This window comes from Actinosynnema mirum DSM 43827 (assembly GCF_000023245.1).
Taxonomy (GTDB): Bacteria; Actinomycetota; Actinomycetes; order Mycobacteriales; family Pseudonocardiaceae; genus Actinosynnema; species Actinosynnema mirum.
Map to the genome: position 1 here is coordinate 3041142 of NC_013093.1, position 21589 is coordinate 3062730.

Genomic DNA, 21589 nt, shown 5'->3' on the forward strand with positions numbered 1-21589 from the left:
CCAGGCACGTCACTTCCCTTCCGGCACGGCAGACTTGGTGAGGACCACGATGGCGAACGAAGAGAAGCTCCTGGGCTACCTGAAGAAGGTGACCGCAGACCTCCACCAGACGCGCCAGCGCCTGCGCGAGGCCGAGTCCGAGGACCAGGAGCCGATCGCCATCGTGGCCATGGGCTGCCGCTTCCCCGGCGGGGTGCGCTCGCCCGAGGACCTGTGGAACCTCGTCGCCGACGGGGTGGACGCGATCACCCCGTTCCCCGAGGACCGGGGGTGGGACACCGAGGCTCTGATCGACCCCGACCCGGAGCGGCCGGGCTCCAGCTACGTCCGCGAGGGCGGGTTCGTCCACGACGCCACCGACTTCGACGCGGGCTTCTTCGGCATCTCCCCGCGCGAGGCGCTCGCCATGGACCCGCAGCAGCGGATCGTCCTGGAGACCTCGTGGGAGACCGTGGAGCGGGCCGGGATCGACCCGGACTCGTTGCGCGGCAAGCAGGTCGGCGTCTACCTCGGCTGCGGCGGGCAGGACTACTGGGACCGGCTCACCGACCTGCCCGACGAGGTCGAGGCGTACATGAGCACCGGCAGCACCTCCGCGGTGATCTCCGGCCGGGTCTCCTACGCCATGGGCCTCGAGGGCCCGTCGCTCACCGTCAACACGGCCTGCTCCTCGGCGCTGGTCGCGATCCACCTGGCCGCGCAGGCGCTGCGCGAGCGCGAGTGCTCGCTCGCGCTCGCGGGCGGCGTCACGGTCATGTCCACGCCGGGCGCGTTCGTCGCGTTCTCCCGCCAGCGCGGTCTCGCCCCCGACGGGCGCTGCAAGCCGTTCTCCGACGAGGCGGACGGCACCGGCTGGGGCGAGGGCGTCGGCGTGCTGCTGCTGGAGCGGCTCTCCGACGCGCGCCGCAACGGCCACGAGGTCCTCGCGGTCGTGCGCGGCTCCGCCCTCAACCAGGACGGCGCCTCCAACGGCCTCACCGCCCCCAACGGGCCCGCGCAGCAGCGGGTGATCCTGCAGGCGCTGGCCAACGCGGGCCTGTCCTCCACCGAGGTCGACCTGGTGGAGGCGCACGGCACCGGCACCACCCTCGGCGACCCCATCGAGGCGCAGGCGCTGCTGGCGACCTACGGCCGCGAGCGCACCGCCGAGCACCCGCTGTGGGTGGGCTCGATCAAGTCCAACATCGGCCACGCGCAGGCGGCGGCGGCCGTCAGCGGCATCATCAAGGCCGTCATGGCGGTGCGCCACGGCGTGCTGCCCAAGACGTTGAACCTCGGCACGCCCTCCAGCCACGTGGACTGGTCGGCCGGGCACATCGAGCTGCTGGGCGAGTCCAAGCCGTGGCCCGCCCTGGACCGCCCGCGCCGCGCCGCCGTCTCCTCGTTCGGCGTCAGCGGCACCAACGGGCACATCATCGTCGAGCAGGCCGACCCCGCGCAGACCCCCGAGCCGGGGGCAGGCTGGCCCGAGGGGACGCCGGTGCCGTGGCTGCTGTCGGCCCGCACCGCCGCCGCGCTCGACGCGCAGGCCGCGCGCCTGGCCGACGGGCTGGACCCGACGACCGCCGCCGTGGACGTGGCGGCGGCGCTGGCCACCACCCGCTCCGCCATGGAGCACCGCGCCGTGCTGCTGGTGGACGGCGACGGCGACGGCGCCGACACCGCCGCCCGGCTGCGGGAGCTGTCCGCGAACGCCGTGCGCGGCGCCGTGGACGCGGGCCGCACCGCGTTCCTGTTCACCGGCCAGGGCTCCCAGCGGATCGGCATGGGGCGCGGGCTGCGCGAGGCGTTCCCGGCCTTCCGCGAGTCCTTCGACGCCACGTGCGCGCTGCTCGACCCGCTGCTCGACCGTCCGCTCGCCGAGGTCGTCCTCGGCGACGACCAGGAGTCGTTGGACCGCACCGGGTACAGCCAGCCCGCGCTGTTCGCGTTCGAGGTGGCGCTGTTCCGGCTGCTGGAGTCCTGGGGCGTGAAGCCGGACTTCCTGGCCGGGCACTCCATCGGCGAGATCGCCGCCGCGCACGTGGCCGGGGTGTTCTCGCTGGAGGACGCGTGCAGGCTGGTCGCCGCGCGCGGCCGGTTGATGCAGGCGCTGCCGACCGGTGGCGCGATGCTCGCCGTCGAAGCGACGGAGGGGGAAGTCCTCCCCCTGCTGGACGAGCGGGTCAGCGTCGCCGCCGTCAACGGCCCCACCTCCGTCGTCGTCTCGGGGGCCGAGGACGCGGTCGACGCCGTCGCCGCCAAGCTGGAAGGCAGACGCGCCAAGCGCTTGCGCGTCTCGCACGCCTTCCACTCGCCGCTCATGGAGCCGATGCTGGAGGAGTTCCGCGCCGTCGCGGCCTCCCTCACCTTCCACGCGCCCACCACCGCCGTCGTCTCCACGGTCACCGGCGCGCTTGCCACCGGCGCGGACCTGACCACCCCCGACTACTGGGTCCGGCACGCCCGCCAGGCCGTGCGCTTCGCCGACGGCGTCGCCTTCCTGCGCGCCCAGGGCGTCTCCCGCTTCCTGGAGGTCGGCCCGGACGGCGTGCTCACCGGCATGGCCCAGGCCACCGCCGAGCAGTCCGCGCTCATCGCCACCCAGCGCCGCGACCGCCCCGACACCACCGCGCTGGTCACCGCGCTCGCGCAGGCCCACGTCGTCGGCGTGCCCGTCGACTGGTCGGCGGTCTTCTCCGGCCGCGCCACGCACCGCGTCGACCTGCCCACCTACGCGTTCCAGAGCGAGCGGTTCTGGATCGAGACCGCCGCCGCGACCGGCGACGTGACCGCCGCGGGCCTGGACTCCACCGACCACCCGCTGCTCGGCGCGGCCACCACCCTGGCCGGGTCCGGGGGAGCGGTGTTCACCGGCAGGCTCTCCACCCGCACCCACCCGTGGCTCGCCGACCACGTCATCGCGGGCGCGATCCTGTTCCCCGGCACCGGTTTCCTCGAACTGGCCGCCCGCGTCGGCGAGGACCTGGGCTGCGGCTCCGTCGCGGAGCTGGCGCTCGCCGCGCCGCTGGTGCTGCCCGAGCGCGGCGCGGTCCGCGTGCAGATCGCGGTCGGCGCGCCCGACGACACCGGCGCCCGCGCGTTCGAGGTGCACTCGCGCGCCGACGACGGCGACGCCGACGCCCCGTGGGTCCCGCACGCGACCGGTCTGCTGTCCCAGTTCCGCCGCAGGGCCGACTTCGAGCTGACCCAGTGGCCGCCCCCGGACGCCGAGGCGATCGAGCTGGACGGCCTGCACGAGCGGCTGGCCGAGGGCGGCATGGACTACGGGCCCGCGTTCCGGGGCCTGCGCGCGGCCTGGAAGCGCGGTGACGAGCTGTTCGCGCAGGTCGAGCTGCCCGAGCCGGACGGCGCGGAGAGGTTCGGCGTGCACCCGGCGCTGCTGGACGCCGCGCTGCAGGCCCTCGGCCTGGGCGCGCTGGAGGAGCACCGGGGCCTGCCGTTCGCCTGGACCGGCGCGACCGTGCACGCCACCGGCGCGTCCGGCCTGCGCGTGCGCCTCGCCCCGGCCGCGCTCGGCGGGGTGGAGGTGCTGGCCGCCGACCCGACCGGCGCGCCGGTGCTGACCGTGGACTCGCTGGTGCTGCGCGCCACCACCGCCGCGACCCCGGCCGCCGCCGGGCGCTCGCCGCTGCGCGTGCTGGGCTGGAAGCCCGTGGCGACCGCCGACGCCGACGCGGTGGAGTGGACCACCTGGGACGCGCTCGGCGAGGACGTGCCGCCCGTGGTGGTGCTGCCGGTGTCCGGCGGCGCCGAACCCGAGTCCGCGCGCGCCGAGGTGCACCGCGCGCTCGCCGTGCTCCAGACCTGGCTGTCGGAGGACCGGTTCGCCGCCGCGCGGCTGGCCGTGGTCACCGAGGGCGCGGTCGGCGACGCGGTCGCCGACCTGGCCGCCGCGGCCGTGTGGGGCCTGGTGCGGTCGGCGCAGGCCGAGAACCCGGACCGGTTCGTGCTGCTCGACGTGCCCACCGCCGACCTGGCGCGGGCGCTGCCGCTCGCGCTGGCCTCCGGTGAGCCGCAGCTGATCTGGCGCGGCGACGCGCTGTCCGCCGCCCGCCTGGCCGCCGGGCCCGACGCCGCCGGGCCCGACTCTGCCGGGCCCGACTCTGCGGAGCAGGCCGGGTTCGGCGCGGGCGCGGTCGTGGTGACCGGCGCGACCGGCGCCATCGGCCGGATCGTCTCCCGCCACCTGGTGGCCGCGCACGGCGTGCGGGACCTGGTCCTGCTCAGCCGCAGCGGCCCGAACGCCGAGGGCGCGGCCGAGTTCGTCGCCGAGCTGGAGTCCGCGGGCGCCCGCGTGGCGCTCAAGGCGTGCGACGCCGCCAACCGGGACGCGCTCGCCGAGGCCCTGACCGGCGTCGAGGTCTCGGCCGTCGTGCACCTGGCCGGTGTCGTGGCCGACGGCGTGGTGACCGCGCTGGACGGGACCCGCGTGGACGCCGTGCTGCGCCCCAAGGTCGACGCCGCCTGGAACCTGCACGAGCTGACCTCCGACCTGTCCGCGTTCGTCGTCTTCTCGTCCCTGTCGGGTGTGCTCGGCGCGCCCGGACAGGCCAGCTACGCCGCGGCCAACGCCTACCTGGACGCCCTCGCCCAGCACCGCCGGGGCAACGGCCAGGCCGCCACCGCGATCGCCTGGGGCCTGTGGGACGTCGAGAGCGCCATGACCGGCGCGCTCGACGCCGGCGACCTGGCCCGCATGTCCCGCAACGGCGTCCTGCCGCTGTCGGCCGAGGAGGGCATGGCCCTGCTCGACGCCGCCACCTCCGCCGCCGCGCCCGCCGTCGTCGCCGCCCGGCTCGACCTGCGGGCCCTGCGCGCCCTCGGCGACGACGCCCCGCTCGCCTTCGACGGCCTGGTCCGCCGCCGCGCCAGGCGCGCCGGGTCCGCCTCGGCCGCCACCGGCTCGGAGCTGGCCCGCCGCCTGTCCGGCCTGACCGACGAGGAGCGCCGCGCCGCCGTCCTGACCCTCGTGCGCACCAGGGTCGCCTCGGTCCTGGGCCACGGCTCGCCCGAGGCGGTCGACCCGGCCCGCGCCTTCCAGGACCTCGGCTTCGACTCGCTCACCGCCGTCGAGCTGCGCAACAGCCTCGGCGCCGAGACCGGCCTGAGGCTGCCCGCCACGCTGGTCTTCGACCACCCGACCCCGCTGGCCCTGGTCGAGCTGCTGCTCGCCGAGCTGTCCGGCGCCGCCGGTCAGGCCGAGGTCGTGGCCACCAGGCGGGCCGACGACGACCCGATCGTCATCGTCTCCATGGCCTGCCGCTACCCCGGCGGGGTGCGCTCGCCCGAGGACCTGTGGGAGCTGCTGCTCGACGGCCGCGACGCGATCGGCCCGTTCCCGGCCGACCGGGGCTGGAACGTCGCCAAGCTGCACGACCCGCACTCGACCCGGCCCGACACCACCTACGTGGCCCAGGGCGGGTTCCTGGACGACGCGGCCCTGTTCGACCCCGGCTTCTTCGGCGTCAGCCCGCGCGAGGCCGTGATCATGGACCCGCAGCAGCGCCTGCTGCTGGAGACCTCGTGGGAGGCGTTCGAGCGGGCGGGCATCGACCCGGCCTCGCTCAAGGGCAGCTCGACCGGCGTGTTCGCCGGGGTCATGTACCACGACTACGTCACCGGCCACAGCTCCGGCGCGGTCGTCACCGGCCGCGTCTCCTACACCTTCGGCCTCGAAGGCCCCTCGGTCAGCGTGGACACCGCGTGCTCGTCCTCGCTGGTCGCGCTGCACCTGGCGGCGCAGGCGCTGCGGTCGGGGGAGTGCTCGCTGGCGCTCGCGGGCGGCGTGGCCGTCATGGCGACGCCGGAGATGTTCGTGGAGTTCTCCCGCCAGCGCGGACTGGCCCCCGACGGGCGCTGCAAGCCGTTCGCGGACGCCGCCGACGGCACCGGCTGGTCCGAGGGCGTCGGCGTGCTGGTGCTGGAGCGGCTCTCGGACGCCCGCCGCAACGGGCACGAGGTCCTGGCCGTCGTGCGCGGCACGGCGGTCAACCAGGACGGCGCGTCCAACGGCCTCACCGCCCCGAACGGCCCGTCGCAGCAGCGCGTCATCCGGCAGGCGCTCGCCAACGCGGGCCTGCGACCGTCCGATGTGGACACCGTGGAGGCGCACGGCACCGGCACGACCCTCGGCGACCCCATCGAGGCGCAGGCGCTCCTGGCGACCTACGGCCAGGACCGGGACGAGCCGCTGCGGCTCGGCTCGATCAAGTCGAACCTCGGCCACACCCAGGCCGCCGCGGGCGTCGCGGGCATCATCAAGGTCGTCATGGGGATGCGCCACGGGGTGATCCCCAAGACCCTGCACGTGGACGAGCCGTCCACGCACGTGGACTGGAGCGCGGGCGCGGTCGAGCTGCTCACCGACGCGCTGGCCTGGCCCGAGACCGGGCGCCCGCGCCGGGCGGGCATCTCCTCGTTCGGCATCAGCGGCACCAACGCGCACGTCATCGTCGAGCAGGCCCCGGACCTCGCCGCACCCGCCGCGACGGCCGTCCCGGTGCGGTCCGCCGCGCCGCTGCCGTGGCTGCTGTCGGCCCGCGCCACGAGCGCGCTGCCCGACCAGGCCGCGCGGCTGATCCCGCTGGTGGAGCAGGGGGCCCTGCCGCTCGACCTGGCCCACTCGCTGGCCGTCGTGCGCCCCGGCTCGGGCATGGACCACCGGGCGGTGGTCGTGGGCGAGACCCGCGAGGAGCTGCTCGCCGGGCTGCGCGCCCTGGTCGACGGCGACACCTCGCCCGCGCTCGTGCGGGGGACCGCCGCGCACGGCGCGCTGGCGTTCCTGTTCACCGGGCAGGGCTCGCAGCGGACCGGCATGGGCCGCGAGCTGCGCGCGGCGTTCCCGGTGTTCGCCGAGTCCTTCGACGCGGCCTGCGCGCTGTTCGACCGCGAGCTCGACCGTCCGCTCGCCGAGATCGTCCTCGGCGACGACCAGGAGTCGTTGGACCGCACGGGGTACAGCCAGCCCGCGATCTTCGCGTTCGAGGTGGCGCTGTTCCGGCTGCTGGAGTCGTGGGGCGTCAAGCCGGACTTCCTGGCCGGGCACTCCATCGGCGAGATCGCCGCCGCGCACGTGGCCGGGGTGTTCTCCCTCGAGGACGCCTGCAAGCTGGTCGCCGCGCGCGGCCGGTTGATGCAGGCCCTCCCGTCCGGTGGCGCGATGCTCGCCGTCGAGGCCGCGGAGGAGGAAGTCCTCCCCCTGCTGGACGAGCGGGTCGGCCTCGCCGCCGTCAACGGCCCGACCGCCGTGGTGCTCTCCGGCGCGCAGGACGCGGTCGACGCCGTCGCCGCCAAGCTGGAAGGCCGCCGCACCAAGCGGTTGCGCGTCTCGCACGCCTTCCACTCGCCGCTCATGGAGCCGATGCTCGCCCAGTTCCGCGAGGTCGCCGCCACGATCGCCTTCCACGTCCCCAGGACCGCCGTCGTCTCCACCGTCACCGGCGCGCTCGCCACCGGCGAGGACCTGGTCACCGCCGACTACTGGGTGCGGCACGTGCGCCAGGCCGTCCGGTTCGCCGACGGCGTCCGGGAGCTGACCGCGCGCGGCGCCACCCGGTTCCTGGAGGTCGGCCCGGACGGCGTGCTCACCGGCCTGGCCCAGGCCACCGCCGAGCGGGCCGCGCTCGTGCCCGCCCAGCGCCGCGACCGCGCCGAGACCACCGCCCTGGTCACCGCGCTCGCCCAGGTGCACGCGCACGGCGTTCCCGTCGACTGGGCCGCGTTCTTCGCCGGGCGTGGCGCGCGCCGCGTCGCCCTGCCCACCTACGCCTTCCAGCACGAGCGGTTCTGGATGGACGACCCGGCCGTCGTCGGCGACCCGGTCGGCGCGGGCATGGACGCCACCGACCACCCGCTGCTCGGCGCGGCCATGACCGTCGCCGGGTCCGGCACGGTCGTGCTCACCGGCAGGCTCTCCACCCGCACCCACCCGTGGCTGGCCGACCACCGCGTCAGCGGCGCGGTCCTGTTCCCCGGCACCGGTTTCCTCGAACTCGCCACCAGGGCGGGCGCGGCCGTGGGCTGCGGCTCGGTGGAGGAGCTGGCGCTCGCCGCGCCGCTCGCGCTGCCGGGCGACGCCGCGCTCCAGGTGCAGGTCACCCTGGACGCGCCGGACGGGACCGGCCGCCGGACGATCGCCGTGCACTCGCGCGACGACGCCACCCCCGGCGACCCGTGGACCCGCCACGCCACCGGCGTGCTGGCCCCCGCCGCGCCCGCGGGCGTCGCGCTCGCCGAGTGGCCGCCCTCGGGAGCCGAGGTGGTCGACCTCGACGGCCTGCACGACGGTTTGGCGTCCGCCGGGCTGGAGTACGGCCCGGCGTTCCGGGGCCTGCGCGCGGCCTGGCGGCGCGGTGACGAGGTGTTCGCCGAGGTCGCCCTGCCCGAGGAGGTCGACGCCTCCGGCTACGAGGTGCACCCGGCGCTGCTCGACGCCGCCCTGCACGCCATCGCCCTCACCGGCGGCGAGGACCGCCCCGCCACCCTCCCGTTCGCCTGGACCGGGGTGAGCGTGCACGCCACCGGCGCGTCGTCGGTGCGGGTGCGCGTCACGCCCACCGGCAACGCCGTCGCGCTCGCCGTCGCCGACCCGACCGGCGCGCCCGTGCTCACCGTCGACGCGCTGGCGCTGCGCCAGGCCCGCGACGGCGCGCGGGCCACCACCGGCCGGGGCTCGCTGCTGGAGGTCGGCTGGACCGCCCTGGACCAGGGCAGCGCCGACCCGGTGACCTGGACCGCGTGGGGCGAGGTGGGCGCCGAGGCGCCCGGTGTCGTGGTGCTGCCCATCGCGGGCTCCGCCGACCCCGACTCGGCGCGCACCGAGGTGCACCGGGTGCTCGCGGTGCTCCAGACCTGGCTGTCGGAGAACCGGTTCGCCGCCTCGCACCTGGTCGTGGTGACCGAGGGCGCGGTGTCGGTGCGCGGCGAGGCCGCCCCCGACCTGGCGGGCGCGGCGGTGTGGGGCCTGGTGCGCACCGCGCAGGCCGAGAACCCCGACCTGTTCCTGCTGGTGGACCTGGACGACTGGACCGACCTGGAGCGGGCCCTGCCGCTGGCGCTGGCCTCCGGCGAGCCGCAGGTGGTGTTCCGCGACGGGATCGGCCACTACCCCCGGTTCGTCCGCGCCACCCCGCCCGCCGACGCCGAGGACCCCGGTTTCGGCTCCGGCGCGGTCGTGGTGACCGGCGCGCTCGGCGCGCTCGGCAAGGTCATCTCGCGGCACCTGGTGGCCGTGCGCGGCGTGCGGGACCTGGTCCTGCTCAGCCGCCGGGGCCTGGCCGCCGAGGGCGCCGCCGAGTTCGTCGCGGAGCTGGAGTCGGCGGGCGCCCGCGTGGCGCTCAAGGCGTGCGACGCCGCCGACCGGGACGCGCTCGCCGCGGTCCTGGACGGCGTCGAGGTGTCGGCCGTCGTGCACGCCGCCGGCGTGCTCGACGACGGCGTCGTCACCGCGCTCACCCCCGAGCGCCTGGACACCGTGCTGCGCCCCAAGGCCGACGCCGCCTGGAACCTGCACGAGCTGACCGGTGACCTGTCCGCGTTCGTCGTGTTCTCCTCGCTCTCCGGCGTGCTCGGCGCGCCGGGCCAGGGCAACTACGCCGCGGCCAACGCCTACCTGGACGCCCTCGCCCAGCACCGCAGGAGCGCGGGCCTGCCCGCCACCTCGATCGCCTGGGGCCTGTGGGACCTGGACGGCAGCTCCATGACCGGCGGCCTCGACGCCGAGGCCATCGCCCGCATGGCGCGCGGCGGCGTCCTCGCGCTGTCCGAGGAGGACGGCGTCGCCCTGTTCGACGCCGCGCTCGCCTCCGGGCGCGCCCTCGTCGCCCCGGTCCGCGTCGAGCCCGCCGGGCTGCGCAACCAGGGGGAGGCGCTCGCCCCGCTGTGGCGCGCGCTGGCCGGCCCGACCCGCCGCACCGCCGCCGCGGGCGCCGCGCCCACCGGCGAGCTGGCCGAGCGGGTCGCGGGCCTGGGCGCGGAGCAGGCGCTCGAAGCCGTGCTCGACGTCGTCGTCGCGCAGGCCGCCGCCGTCCTCGGCCACGCCTCCGCCACCGCCGTCGACCCCGACCGGGCCTTCCAGGAGCTGGGCTTCGACTCGCTGACCGCCGTCGAGTTCCGCAACGCGGTCTCCGCCGCCACCGGCCTGCGGCTGCCCACCACCCTGGTGTTCGACCACCCGTCGCCGCGCGTGCTCGCCCAGCACGTCCTGGCCGAGCTGGCGGGCAGCGCGCCCGCCGAGCGCACCACCGCACCGGTCCGCGCCACCACCGGCGACGACCCGGTCGTCATCGTCGGCATGGCCTGCCGCTACCCCGGCGGCGTCCGCTCGCCCGAGGACCTGTGGGCGCTGGTCGACGGCGGCGTCGACGCGATCGGCCCGTTCCCGACCGACCGGGGCTGGGACGTGCGCAGGCTGCACGACCCGACGCGCACCCGACCCGACACCACCTACGTGGCGCAGGGCGGCTTCCTGCACGACGCGGCCCAGTTCGACGCCGAGTTCTTCGGCATCAGCCCCCGCGAGGCCGTGCTGATCGACCCGCAGCAGCGCCTGCTGCTGGAGACCTCCTGGGAGGCGTTCGAGCGGGCGGGCATCGACCCGGCCACCCTCAAGGGCAGCCCCACCGGCGTGTTCGCCGGCGTCATGTACCACGACTACCTGACCGGCCACAACGCGGGCAGCGTCGTCACCGGCCGCATCTCCTACACCTTCGGCCTCGAAGGCCCGGCCGTCAGCGTCGACACCGCGTGCTCCTCGTCGCTGGTCGCGCTGCACCTGGCCGCGCAGGCCCTGCGGTCGGGGGAGTGCTCGCTCGCGGTCGTCGGCGGCGTCACCGTCATGTCCACGCCCGAGACGTTCGTGGAGTTCTCCCGCCAGAACGGCCTCGCCCCCGACGGCCGCTGCAAGTCCTTCGCCTCCGGCGCGGACGGCACCGGCTGGTCCGAGGGCGTCGGCGCGCTGGTCGTGGAGCGGCTCTCCGACGCGCGCCGCAACGGGCACCAGGTGCTCGCGGTCGTGCGCGGCACGGCGGTCAACCAGGACGGCGCGTCCAACGGGCTCACCGCGCCCAACGGGCCGTCGCAGCAGCGGGTCATCCGCGCCGCGCTGGCGAGCGCCGGGCTGCGACCGTCCGAGGTGGACACCGTGGAGGCGCACGGCACCGGCACCTCGCTCGGCGACCCGATCGAGGCGCAGGCCCTCATCGCCACCTACGGCCAGGACCGGCCCGAGCCGCTGCTGCTCGGCTCGATCAAGTCCAACATCGGCCACAGCCAGGCCGCCGCGGGCGTCGCGGGCATCATCAAGATGGTCATGGCCATGCGGCACGGCGCCATCCCGAAGACGCTGCACGTGGACGAGCCCTCGGCGAAGGTCGAGTGGGGCGAGGGCGCGGTCGAGCTGCTGACCGAGGCCCGCAGCTGGCCCGAGACCGGGCGTCCGCGCCGCGCGGGCGTCTCGTCGTTCGGCATCAGCGGCACCAACGCGCACGTCATCGTGGAGCAGGCCCCCGAGCCCGCCGAGCAGACCCCCGAGCCGCCCGCCACCCAGAGCGCCGACCAGAGCGCGGCCCCGGTCGCCCTGGTGGTGTCGGCGAAGTCCGCCGAGGCGCTGCGCGAGCAGACCGAGCGCCTGCTGGCGTTCGTGGACGGCGCGCCGCACGACGACGTGGAGGTGGCGCTGGCCGCCGCGACCCGCAGGGCCGCGCTGGAGCACCGGGCCGCCGTCGTCGGCGGCGACCGCGCCGAGCTCCTGGCCGGGCTGCGCGCCCTGCTGGAGGACGCGCCGACCCCGACCACCGCCAAGGGCCGCGCCACCACCGGCAAGCTCGCGTTCCTGTTCACCGGGCAGGGCGCGCAGCGGATCGGCATGGGACGCGGACTCCGCGAGGCGTTCCCGGTGTTCCGCGAGACGTTCGAGGTCATCTGCGGCCACTTCGACCCGCTGCTCGACCGGCCGCTCGACCAGGTCGTCCTCGGCGACGACCAGGAGCTGCTGGACCGCACCGGGTACGGCCAGCCCGCCATCTTCGCGTTCGAGGTCGCGCTGCACCGGCTCCTCGAGTCCTGGGGCGTGCGGCCGGACTTCCTGGCCGGGCACTCCATCGGCGAGATCGCCGCCGCGCACGTCGCGGGCGTCCTCTCGCTGGTGGACGCGTGCAAGCTGGTCGCCGCGCGCGGCAAGCTCATGCAGGCGCTCCCGGCCGGTGGCGCGATGCTCGCCGTCGAGGCCAGCGAGGCGGAGGTCCTGCCCCTGCTGGACGAGCGGGTCGGCCTGGCCGCCGTCAACGGCCCCACCTCGGTGGTCGTCTCCGGAGCCGAGGACGCGGTGGCCAGGGTCGCCGCCGCCCTGGAAGGCCGCCGCACCAAGCGGTTGCGCGTCTCGCACGCCTTCCACTCGCCGCTCATGGAGCCGATGCTCGCCCAGTTCCGCGAGGTCGCCGACAAGATCGCCTACCACGAGCCCGTCATCACCGTCGTGTCCACCGTGACCGGCGCGCCCGCCACCGGCGACGACCTCGTCACCGCCGACTACTGGGTGCGGCACGTGCGCCAGGCCGTCCGCTTCGACGACGCCTTCGGCGCGCTGGAGTCGGCCGGTGCCACCAGGTTCGTCGAGATCGGCCCGGACGGGGTGCTCACCGGCCTCGCCGCCGACCGCACCACCGCCACCCTCGTCCCCGCCCAGCGCAAGGGCCACGACGAGGCCACCACCGCCGCCACCGCCCTGGCCAGGCTGCACGTCACCGGCGCGCCCGCGGACTGGACCACGTTCTACGCCGGTCGCCGCGCGGGCCGCGTCGACCTGCCCACCTACGCGTTCCAGCGCAGGCGCTACTGGATGGACGGCTCCACCGAGGGCGGCGACGTCACCTCCACCGGCCTGCGCGCCACCGCGCACCCGCTGCTGGCCGCCACCACCACCCTCCCCGGCACCGGCGGCCTGCTCGCCACCGGCCTGCTCTCCCGGCACGCCCACCCGTGGCTGGTGGACCACGCCGTCGGCGGCGCGGTCCTGGTGCCCGGCACCGGACTGGTCGAACTCGCCCTCCAGGCGGGGAAGCAGGTCGGCTGCGGCTCGCTGGCCGAGCTGACCCTGCACGCGCCGCTGGTGCTGCCCGAGGACGACGGGGTCAGCGTGCAGGTCGGCGTCACCGCCCCGGACGCGAGCGGAAACCGCTCGGTCACCGTCCACGGCCGGGAGCAGGGCGCGGCCGACGACGACCCGTGGACCACGCACGCCGAGGGCGTCCTGACCCCGGACGGGCCGGACGCGGGCGTCCCGCTCACCGAGTGGCCGCCGCCCGGCGCCACCGAGCTGGAGCTGGACGGCCTGTACCCGGAGATGGCCGAGGCCGGGCTCGCGTACGGCCCGGTGTTCCAGGGCCTGCGCCGCGCCTGGCGGTCCGGCGACGAGCTGTTCGCCGAGATCGCCCTGCCCGGAGCCGCCGCCGCCGACGCCCGCGGGTTCGGGCTGCACCCGGCCGCGTTCGACGCCGCCGTCCAGGCCATCGGCCTGCTGCGCGGCGCCGACGCGCCCACCGCGCTCCCGTTCACCTTCTCCGGCGTCGCCCAGCACGCCGAGGGCGCGGGCGCGCTGCGGGCCAGGGTCACCCTGCTCGGGCGCGACGAGGCCGCGCTGGAGCTGGCCGACGACACCGGGTCCCCGGTGCTGTCGGTGCGCTCGCTGGCGCTGCGCCCCTTCACCGGCCGGACCGCGCCGCGCACCGACGCCCTGCACCACCTGGACTGGACCCCCGCGCGGGTCACCGCCGAGCCGGTCACCGGCCGCTGGGCCCTGCTCGGCGGCGACGACCTGCGCGTCGGCGCGGCCCTCAAGGCGCAGGGCTGCGAGGTGGAGGCGCACACCGACCTGGCCGCCCTCGGCCACGCCACCGACGACACGGCCGCGCCCGACGTGGTCGTGGTCCAGTTCGCGCCCGGCGGCCCGCTCGACGCCGCCGCCGTCCGGGCCGCCACCCACCGCGCGCTCGCCACCCTCCAGGCGTGGCTGGCCGAGCCCCGCCACGCGGCGTCCCGGCTGCTGGTGCTCACCGGGGGCGCGCAGGACGGCTCCGACCCGGTCAACGCGGCCGTGTGGGGCCTGACCCGCTCCGCCCAGTCCGAGAACCCCGACCGGATCGTCCTGGTCGACCTGGACGGCGAGGACGAGTCGGCGCGCGCGCTGCCGAAGGCGCTCGCGTCCGGCGAGCCGCAGCTGGTGGCGCGCGGCGGCGAGCTGCGGGCCGCGCGGCTGGCGCGGGCGGTCGCGGTCGGCGAGCCCAGCGGCTCGTTCGACGCCGACAGCACCGTGCTGGTCACCGGCGGCACCGGGGCGCTCGGCGCGCTGGTCGCCAGGCACCTGGTCGACGCGCACGGCGTGCGGCGGCTGGTGCTGGCCAGCAGGCGCGGACCGGCCGCGCCCGGCGCGGCCGAGCTGGCCGAGGAGCTGACCGGTCTCGGCGCGCGGGTCGACGTGATCGCCTGCGACGCCGCCGACCGGGACGCGCTGGCCGCGCTGCTGGCCGCCCACCCGGTCACCGCCGTCGTGCACACCGCCGGTGTCCTCGACGACGGCGTCCTGGCCTCGCTCACCCCCGAGCGGGTCGACGCGGTGCTGCGCCCCAAGGTCGACGCGGCGCTCAACCTGCACGAGCTGACCACCGGGCTGGCCGCCGACCTGACCGCGTTCGTGCTGTTCTCCTCCGCCTCCGGCCTGCTCGGCGGCGCGGGGCAGGCCAACTACGCGGCGGCCAACGCCTTCCTGGACGCGCTCGCCGCGCACCGCAGGGCGGCGGGCCTGCCCGCCCAGTCCCTGGCCTGGGGCCTGTGGGCCGCCGACAGCGCCATGACGGGCGCGCTCGGCGACTCCGGCCGGGGCCGCATGGCGCGCGGCGGCGTGCTGCCGCTGGCCGAGCCCGAGGGCCTGGCCCTGTTCGACGCGGCGTGCGCGCTGCCCACGCCCGTGGTCGCGCCGGTCCGGTTCGACCTGAGGGACGCCGCGCCCGGCCAGGTGCCGCCGATCCTCGCCGGCCTGCTGCCCACCCGCCGCGCGGGAACCACCGGCGGCGGCCAGGCCGGCGCCGACCCGGAGGCCCTGCGCAGGGCGCTCGCCGGGCTGGACGACGAGGGCCAGGACGAGCGGCTGCGGCTGCTGGTGCGCGCCTCGGCGGCCTCGGTGCTCGGCTACGACGGCGCCGACTCGGTCGAGCCGGACCGGGCGTTCGTGGAGCTGGGCCTGGACTCGCTGACCGCCGTGGAGCTGCGCAACGCCGTCGGCACCGCGACGGGCCTGCGGCTGCCCACCTCGGTGGTGTTCGACCACGGCACGCCCGCCCAGCTCGCCGCGCACCTGCGGGTCGAGCTGGCCTCGGCGCCCGCGGGTGCGGCCCAGGCCGCGCCGACCCGCGCCGAGCCGGGCGACGACACGCTCAGCGCCCTGTTCCGGCAGGCCGTCGACGCGGGCCGGGTCGCCCAGGGCCTCGCCCTGATCAGCGCGGCGGCGCACGTCCGCGACTCGTTCAGCACCGCCGAGGAGGCCGGACCGGCGCAGCCGCCGGTGCGCCTGACCAGCGGTGACGGCGGGCCCACGATCGTGTGCTTCGCCTCGCCGATGGCGCTGGGCGGGCCGCAGCAGTACGCCCGCTTCGCCGCCCGGTTCCGGGACGAGCGGGACGTGCTCGTCCTGCCCACGCCCGGCTTCCAGCGCGGCGAGGCGCTGCCCGCGACCGCCGCCGCGGCGGCCGAGCACTTCGCCGGGGTGATCCGCCCGATCGCCGAGGCGGGCCGCCCGTACGTGCTGATCGGCTACTCCTCCGGCGGCCTGTTCGCGCAGGCCACGGCGGCGCTGCTGGAGCGGGACGGCCACGGCCCCGCGGGTGTCGCCCTGCTGGACACCTACCCGACCACCGGCGACACGTCGGCCACGTTCTTCGGGGCCATGATGAACTCGCTGCTGGCGCGGGAGTCGGAGTTCGGCGAGTTCGGCAGCGCCAGGCTCTCGGCCATGGGCCGCTACTCGGAGCTGCTGCCCGGCTGCCCGGTGGCGGAGCTGGCCGCGCCGGTGCTGTTCGTCCGCCCGCAGGAGTCGCTGACCGGCGAGGAGGGCGACGGCACCTGGCGGGCGGTGTGGGAGGCGCCGCACCGGCTCGTGGAGGTGCCGGGCGACCACTTCACCATGATGGAGTCGACCGTCGCGGCCACCGCCGACGCGGTCCGCGACTGGTCGCGCGAGCTGTAGGCGGGACCGGGGGCGCGCGCTGGTCCGCGCGCCCCCTCCTCCTTGTCACACCGGGGTTTTCTCACGAGGGGAAGTGCGACCTGATGGTCCCCAGCGCCAAGGGAACGGTGCCGTTCGGGCCGTACCGCACGTGGTACCGGGTCACCGGGGACCTGAACGGTGACCGCCCTCCGGTGGTCGTCGTGCACGGCGGTCCGGGCAGCACCCACGACTACCTGCTGCCGCTGACCCGCCTGGTCGACGACGGCTGGCCGGTGGTGCACTACGACCAGCTCGGCAACGGCGGCTCCACGCACCTGCGGGACCGGGGAGCGGACTTCTGGACGTCCGAGCTGTTCCTTGACGAGCTGGAGAACCTGCTGGGGGCGCTCGGGATCGCCGACCGGAACGTCCTGTTCGGACAGTCCTGGGGCGGTGTCCTGGTCGCCGAGTGGGCGGCCCGCAGGCCGAAGGGCCTGCAGGGCCTGGTGATCGCCAACGCCCCCGCCTCGTACCCGCTGTGGATCGAGGAGCTGGTGGAGCTGCGCAAGACCCTGCCGCCGGTGGTCAACGAGCGCCTGCTGCGCCACGAGGCCGCGGGCACCACCGACAGCGCGGAGTACCGCTCCGCCAGCGAGGTCTTCTACCGGAGGCACGTGTGCCGCGTCCAGCCGGTGCCCGCGGAGCTGGAGGCGAGCCTGCTGGAGATCTCGGCGGACCCGACGGTGTACGGGACCATGAACGGCCCCAACGAGTTCCACATCACCGGCACCCTCAAGGACCACTCGGTGATCCCGCTCCTGCCGAACATCACCGCGCCCACCCTGGTGCTGCGCGGCGAGCACGACGAGATCACCGAAGCCGCCACCGCCCCGTTCCACGAGCTGATCCCCGGCGCCCACTACGAGGTCGTCCCCGACTCCAGCCACCTGCCGCACGCGGAGAACCCGGAGCACTTCCACCGGGTGCTGCTGGAGTTCCTGAAGGGGCTGTAGGGGGCGGTGCTCTTCAGTGCCTTTCCCGGCCGCAGGCGATCCGGACGTGGACGACGTCCGTCCTTCCCCGGCGCACGTCGGACACCTCGACCTGCCACGACCGCAGTTGGTCGTCCGACGGGTGGCCCGGCAGGAAGCGCAGGACGTCCGCCCGGCAATCGGCGCGCAGCCGGGCGTTCGACACCGCTTCCAGGGCTCCCCGCCACTCCTCGGGGACGGTCGCCCCTGCGGTGAAGGTGTCGTCGCGGTCGGCCACGCGGACCTCGGGGGCGGTTGGGGTCCTCGGGCCCACGAAGATCGCGTAGGACACGAGGTCGGCGGGCAGGTTCCGGTCGGTCACCGCCACCCGCCTGAAGCCGGTCACCTCGGTCGCCTCGATGAGCGCGGCGGGGTCCAGGGGCGCCTCGTGCTCCCTGACCTCGTCGAGCAGGGACCAGAACGCCCCGGCCGCCAGCGCCGCGACGACGGCGGTGACGGCGAGCTTCGTGTTGATCTTCATTGGTGCTCGACCGTAGGGCGGCCCCTGTGGACCGCTCGTGAAATCCGCAAGTCCGCAAGTCCGCAAGTCCACCCCGAGCACGGCGAAGGGGGAGGTCCCGGCCGGGACCTCCCCCTTCCGCGTCGGGCGCTCAGCCCGGCGGTGTGCCGCCTCCGCTCAGGCCGACGGCTCCAGCAACCCCGACAGCGCCGCCCACAGCGTGCTCGGGGTGCGGAACGTCTCGGCCTTCAGGGCGTCGTCGCGGAAGCGCACCGCGAAGCCCTTCTCCAGGTCCGCCAGCAGGTCCACCATCGCCAGCGAGTCCAGGCCGAGGTCGCGCAGGTCCGCGTCCTCGGCCAGCTCGTCGCCCGGCTCGGCGAACGGCAGGTGCTTGCGCAGGATTTCCTCGAAACGCTGGTCCCACATGGACTTCCACCTCACGGGTCAATGGTCCGGCTCATCCCGAAGCTAGCACCGGGAAAACCCCTCCGGAATGATTTCCGCGCCAGGTCGGGGGGTGAATCCGGCGGTTAGGGGGGCGCTAGGGGTTTGACTCGGGGCCAAGTCTCCTACCTGCGCTGATAGCGTCGTGGCGAGTCTTTTCGTCCTTTGCCTTCGACCGTGGTTGAGAGGTGTTCCGGAGCATGGTCCGAGAAGTGTTCGCGCGCGCGCAGGAATCAGTCGGGACGCTGCACGAATTCCTGCTCGCGGGAGCTCGGCTGACCCCGGACGCGCCCGCGGTCGTCGAGTGCGTCAACGGTGAGGTCGGCACGATCTCCTACCGGCAGCTGGAGCGCCGGGTCACCGCGCTCGCCGCCCGGCTGGACGAGCTGGGGCTGGACGTCGGCGACCGGGTGATCCTGGAGTCCGACACCACGCCCTGGTCCATCGCCGCCCTCCTGGCGTGCTCGACGCTCGGCCTGACCTACATCCCGGTCAGCCCCGAGACCCCCGCGCAGCGCCTGCGCGCCATCGTCGACACCGTCGAGCCCGCCCTGCACCTCCAGTCCGACACCGGCCGCCGCGAGGGCCTCCCCGAGTCGATCGGGCTCGCCCGGTTCGGCCCGGACGGCCTCGCCGTCGACCGCGAGCCGCCGCCCCGCGTCCGGCGCCGCAGGGAGATCACCCCCGCCGACCCGGCCTACATGATCTTCACCTCGGGCACCACCGGCCGCCCCAAGGGCGTCGTGATGAGCCACCGCGCGATCCTCGCGTTCTTCCGCGGGATGCTCGCCCACGGCATCGTCTCCGCCGAGGACCGGGTCGCCACCACCCCGCCGCTCCAGTTCGACTTCTCCCTGCTGGACATCGGCCTCGCGCTCGGCAGCGGCGCGTCCGTCGTCCCGGTGCCCCGCGACCTGCTGCGCTGGCCGCGCCGGTTCCTCCAGTTCCTGCACGACTCGCGCGCCACCCAGGTCGACGGCGTCCCGTCGATCTGGCGCCCCGTCCTCAAGCACGAGACCGAGCTGCTCGCCGAACTGGGCGGCGGGATCAAGGGCATCCTCTACTCCGGCGAGAAGTTCCCGCTGCCCGAGCTGCGGACCCTGCGCGAGGTGCTGCCGGGCCTGCGGATCGTCAACTGCTTCGGCAGCTCCGAGTCCGTCGCCGCCTCCTTCACCGACGTCCCCGACCCGCTCGGCCCGGACGTGGAGGAGCTGTCCATCGGGCACGCCCACCCCGGCGCCGAGATGACCCTGATCGACGACGAGGACGGCGGCGCGGTCTCCGAGGTCGGCGCCGTCGGCCACATCCACCTGCGCAGCGGCGCCCTGTTCACCGCCTACTGGGACGACCCCGAGGCCACCGCCCGCGCCCTGGTGCCCGACCCGCTCAACCCGCGCTCCGGCCAGGTCGTGTTCCGCACCGGCGACCTCGGCCGCCTCGGCGAGGACGGCGAGCTGTACTTCGTCGGGCGCGCCGACTCCCAGGTCAAGATCCGGGGCAACCGGGTGGAGCTGGGCGAGATCGAGCGCCGCGCCACCGACTTCCCCGGCGTCGCGGCGGCCACCGCCGTGCTGCTGCCCATCGCCGAGCGGGAACCGGTGCTGGTGCTGTACGTGACCCTCTCGTCGGGCGTCGCCGAGCTGGAGGAGCTGGAGCTCAAGGCGTTCTGCATGGAGGCGCTGCCGGACTACATGGTGCCGCAGAAGGTCCAGGTGCTCGACGAGCTGCCCACCACCGCCAACGGCAAGGTCGACCGGGCCGCGCTGCTCGCCAGGAGCGGCAAGCGCTGAACCCCGGCAACGGCGAAGGCCCCGACTCCGCGGGGAGTCGGGGCCTTCGTGGTAGCGGAGTTGTTGTGCGCCAAGGGTTCCGCCGCGCCAGGGGGTTCCCCGGCGGCGGACCCGTCAGCTCGCGGCCATCCGGGTCAGCTCGCCCCGGTCCACCTTGCGGTTGGAGTTGAGCGGGAACTCCGCCACGTGCCGGTAGTCGCGCGGCACCATGCCCTTGGGCAGCACGTCCCGCAGCTCCCGCGACAGCAGCCGCGCGGGCGTCGGCGACCCGGTGTAGTAGACCACCAGCTCCAGCCCGTCCCCGGCCTGCCTGGTCACCGCGACCGCGTCGAGCACCCCGTCGCACCCGCGCAGCGCGTGCTCCACCTCGGCCAGCTCCACCCGCCACCCGGCCAGCTGCACCTGCGAGTCCAGCCTGCCCAGGTACACCAGCGTGCCGTCCGGGTGCCTGCGCACCCGGTCGCCGGTGCGGTACCAGCGGCGCCCGCCGTGCTCCAGGAACCGGCCCACGTCGTCTGACGGGTCCAGGTAGCCCGCGGTGAGCTGCGCGCCGGTCACGCACAGCTCGCCCTCCACGCCGTCCGGCTCGCCGTCCTCGCCCAGCAGCAGCCAGTCGTGGCCCGCGTGCACCTCGCCGATCGGGGTGAGCCCGTTCAGGCACAACGACGGCGAGTCCGGGCCCCAGCGGTGGCCGGTGATGGTGATGGTCAGCTCGGTGGGGCCGTAGATGTTCTCCAACCCCGACCCGGACGCCGCCGCCAACCAGTCCTGCGCGTCGGCCTGGCGCAGCGCCTCGCCCGCGAACAGGCTCCACCGCAGCCCCGGCATCGACCCCGCGCCGAGCCCGCCCAGGCGGCGCACCAGCGTGATCGCCGACGGGGTGGAGAACCACACCGTCAGGCCCCGCTCGGCCACGAACGCGGGCAGGTCCCGGTAGGCCGTGCCGGGGATCGGGTGCAGCTGCGCGCCCGCGCCCCAGGCGCAGAACAGGTCGAACACCGCGCAGTCGAAGTTCAGGTCGAACGACTGGGAGAACCGGTCGGCCGACGTGAAGTCGAACCGCTCCTCGATCACGGAGAAGTAGTGGTCGGCGCTCGCGTGCGTGGTCGGCACGCCCTTGGGGCGGCCGGTCGAGCCGGAGGTGAACAGCACGTAGGCGGTCGACTCCGGGCGCACGTCGACCGGCGCGTCCAGCGGGTCGGCGCCGGGCAGGAACTTGTGGTCCCCGACGTGCGCGGCCAGCGGCGCGTGCACCGGGATCGCCGACTCGGGGCCCAGGGCCTCCAGCGCGGTCAGCCCCGCCTCGTCCACCAGCAGCGCGGACACCCCGGCCGCGTCGAGCATCCTGCGGGTGCGGGAGGCCGGGAACTCCGGGTGCAGCGGCACGGCGGTCGCCCCGGAGTAGAGCACCGCGAGCAGGCCCGCGTACGACTCCAGGGTCTTGCCCGCCAGCACGCCCACCACCGGCGGGCTGCCCGCCGCCCACAGCGCCCCGGCCCAGGACAGGGCCAGCTCGTGCAGCTCCCGGTAGGCGACCTCCCGCCCGTCCGGCAGCCGCAGCGCCACCCCGTCCGGGTTGGCGGCCAGCCCGCGCAGGAAGCGCGCGTGCAGCACGGGGTCGGTCTCGCGCAGGGCCATGTGTCCTCCCAAATCCTCTGGCGCGATC

6 protein-coding genes are annotated in these 21589 nt (G+C 75.8%); 3 read left to right on the forward strand and 3 right to left on the reverse strand.

Going from position 1 to position 21589, the window contains the following annotated elements:
- The first annotated feature begins 34 nt into the window (after positions 1 to 34).
- Together AMIR_RS41790 and AMIR_RS13430 are read left to right on the forward strand one after the other, a co-directional pair.
- Complete coding sequence (locus tag AMIR_RS41790) at positions 35 to 16237, forward strand: type I polyketide synthase (protein ID WP_015801508.1); 16203 nt, start codon at positions 35 to 37, stop codon at positions 16235 to 16237.
- An 83-nt stretch (positions 16238 to 16320) separates the two neighbouring features.
- Positions 16321 to 17211: a proline iminopeptidase-family hydrolase gene (locus tag AMIR_RS13430; RefSeq protein ID WP_015801509.1), complete on the forward strand. Its 891-nt coding sequence runs from the start codon at positions 16321 to 16323 to the stop codon at positions 17209 to 17211.
- Positions 17212 to 17224: 13 nt separating this feature from the next.
- Here the strand turns inward: AMIR_RS13430 and AMIR_RS13435 are convergent, their stop codons facing one another.
- Positions 17225 to 17710, reverse strand: a complete 486-nt coding sequence (locus AMIR_RS13435) for a hypothetical protein (RefSeq protein ID WP_015801510.1) — start codon at positions 17708 to 17710, stop codon at positions 17225 to 17227.
- A gap of 156 nt (positions 17711 to 17866) precedes the next feature.
- On the reverse strand, positions 17867 to 18115 hold the full coding sequence (locus AMIR_RS13440) for a phosphopantetheine-binding protein (protein ID WP_015801511.1): 249 nt from the start codon (positions 18113 to 18115) through the stop codon (positions 17867 to 17869).
- A gap of 218 nt (positions 18116 to 18333) precedes the next feature.
- Between AMIR_RS13440 and AMIR_RS13445 the strand changes: the two genes are divergently transcribed.
- Positions 18334 to 19923: an AMP-binding protein gene (locus AMIR_RS13445; protein WP_015801512.1), complete on the forward strand. Its 1590-nt coding sequence runs from the start codon at positions 18334 to 18336 to the stop codon at positions 19921 to 19923.
- Between the two features lie 114 nt (positions 19924 to 20037).
- Here the strand turns inward: AMIR_RS13445 and AMIR_RS13450 are convergent, their stop codons facing one another.
- Complete coding sequence (locus tag AMIR_RS13450; RefSeq protein WP_015801513.1) at positions 20038 to 21561, reverse strand: AMP-binding protein; 1524 nt, start codon at positions 21559 to 21561, stop codon at positions 20038 to 20040.
- Positions 21562 to 21589 lie beyond the last annotated feature (28 nt).

What these genes read in the sequence shown, in the direction of transcription:
- AMIR_RS13440 (WP_015801511.1), bottom strand. Translation starts at nt 18,115, where the DNA reads ATGTGGGACCAGCGTTTCGAGGAAATCCTGCGCAAGCACCTGCCGTTC.
- AMIR_RS13450 (WP_015801513.1), bottom strand. Translation starts at nt 21,561, where the DNA reads ATGGCCCTGCGCGAGACCGACCCCGTGCTGCACGCGCGCTTCCTGCGC.
- AMIR_RS13430 (WP_015801509.1), top strand. Translation starts at nt 16,321, where the DNA reads ATGGTCCCCAGCGCCAAGGGAACGGTGCCGTTCGGGCCGTACCGCACG.
- AMIR_RS13435 (WP_015801510.1), bottom strand. Translation starts at nt 17,710, where the DNA reads ATGAAGATCAACACGAAGCTCGCCGTCACCGCCGTCGTCGCGGCGCTG.
- AMIR_RS13445 (WP_015801512.1), top strand. Translation starts at nt 18,334, where the DNA reads ATGGTCCGAGAAGTGTTCGCGCGCGCGCAGGAATCAGTCGGGACGCTG.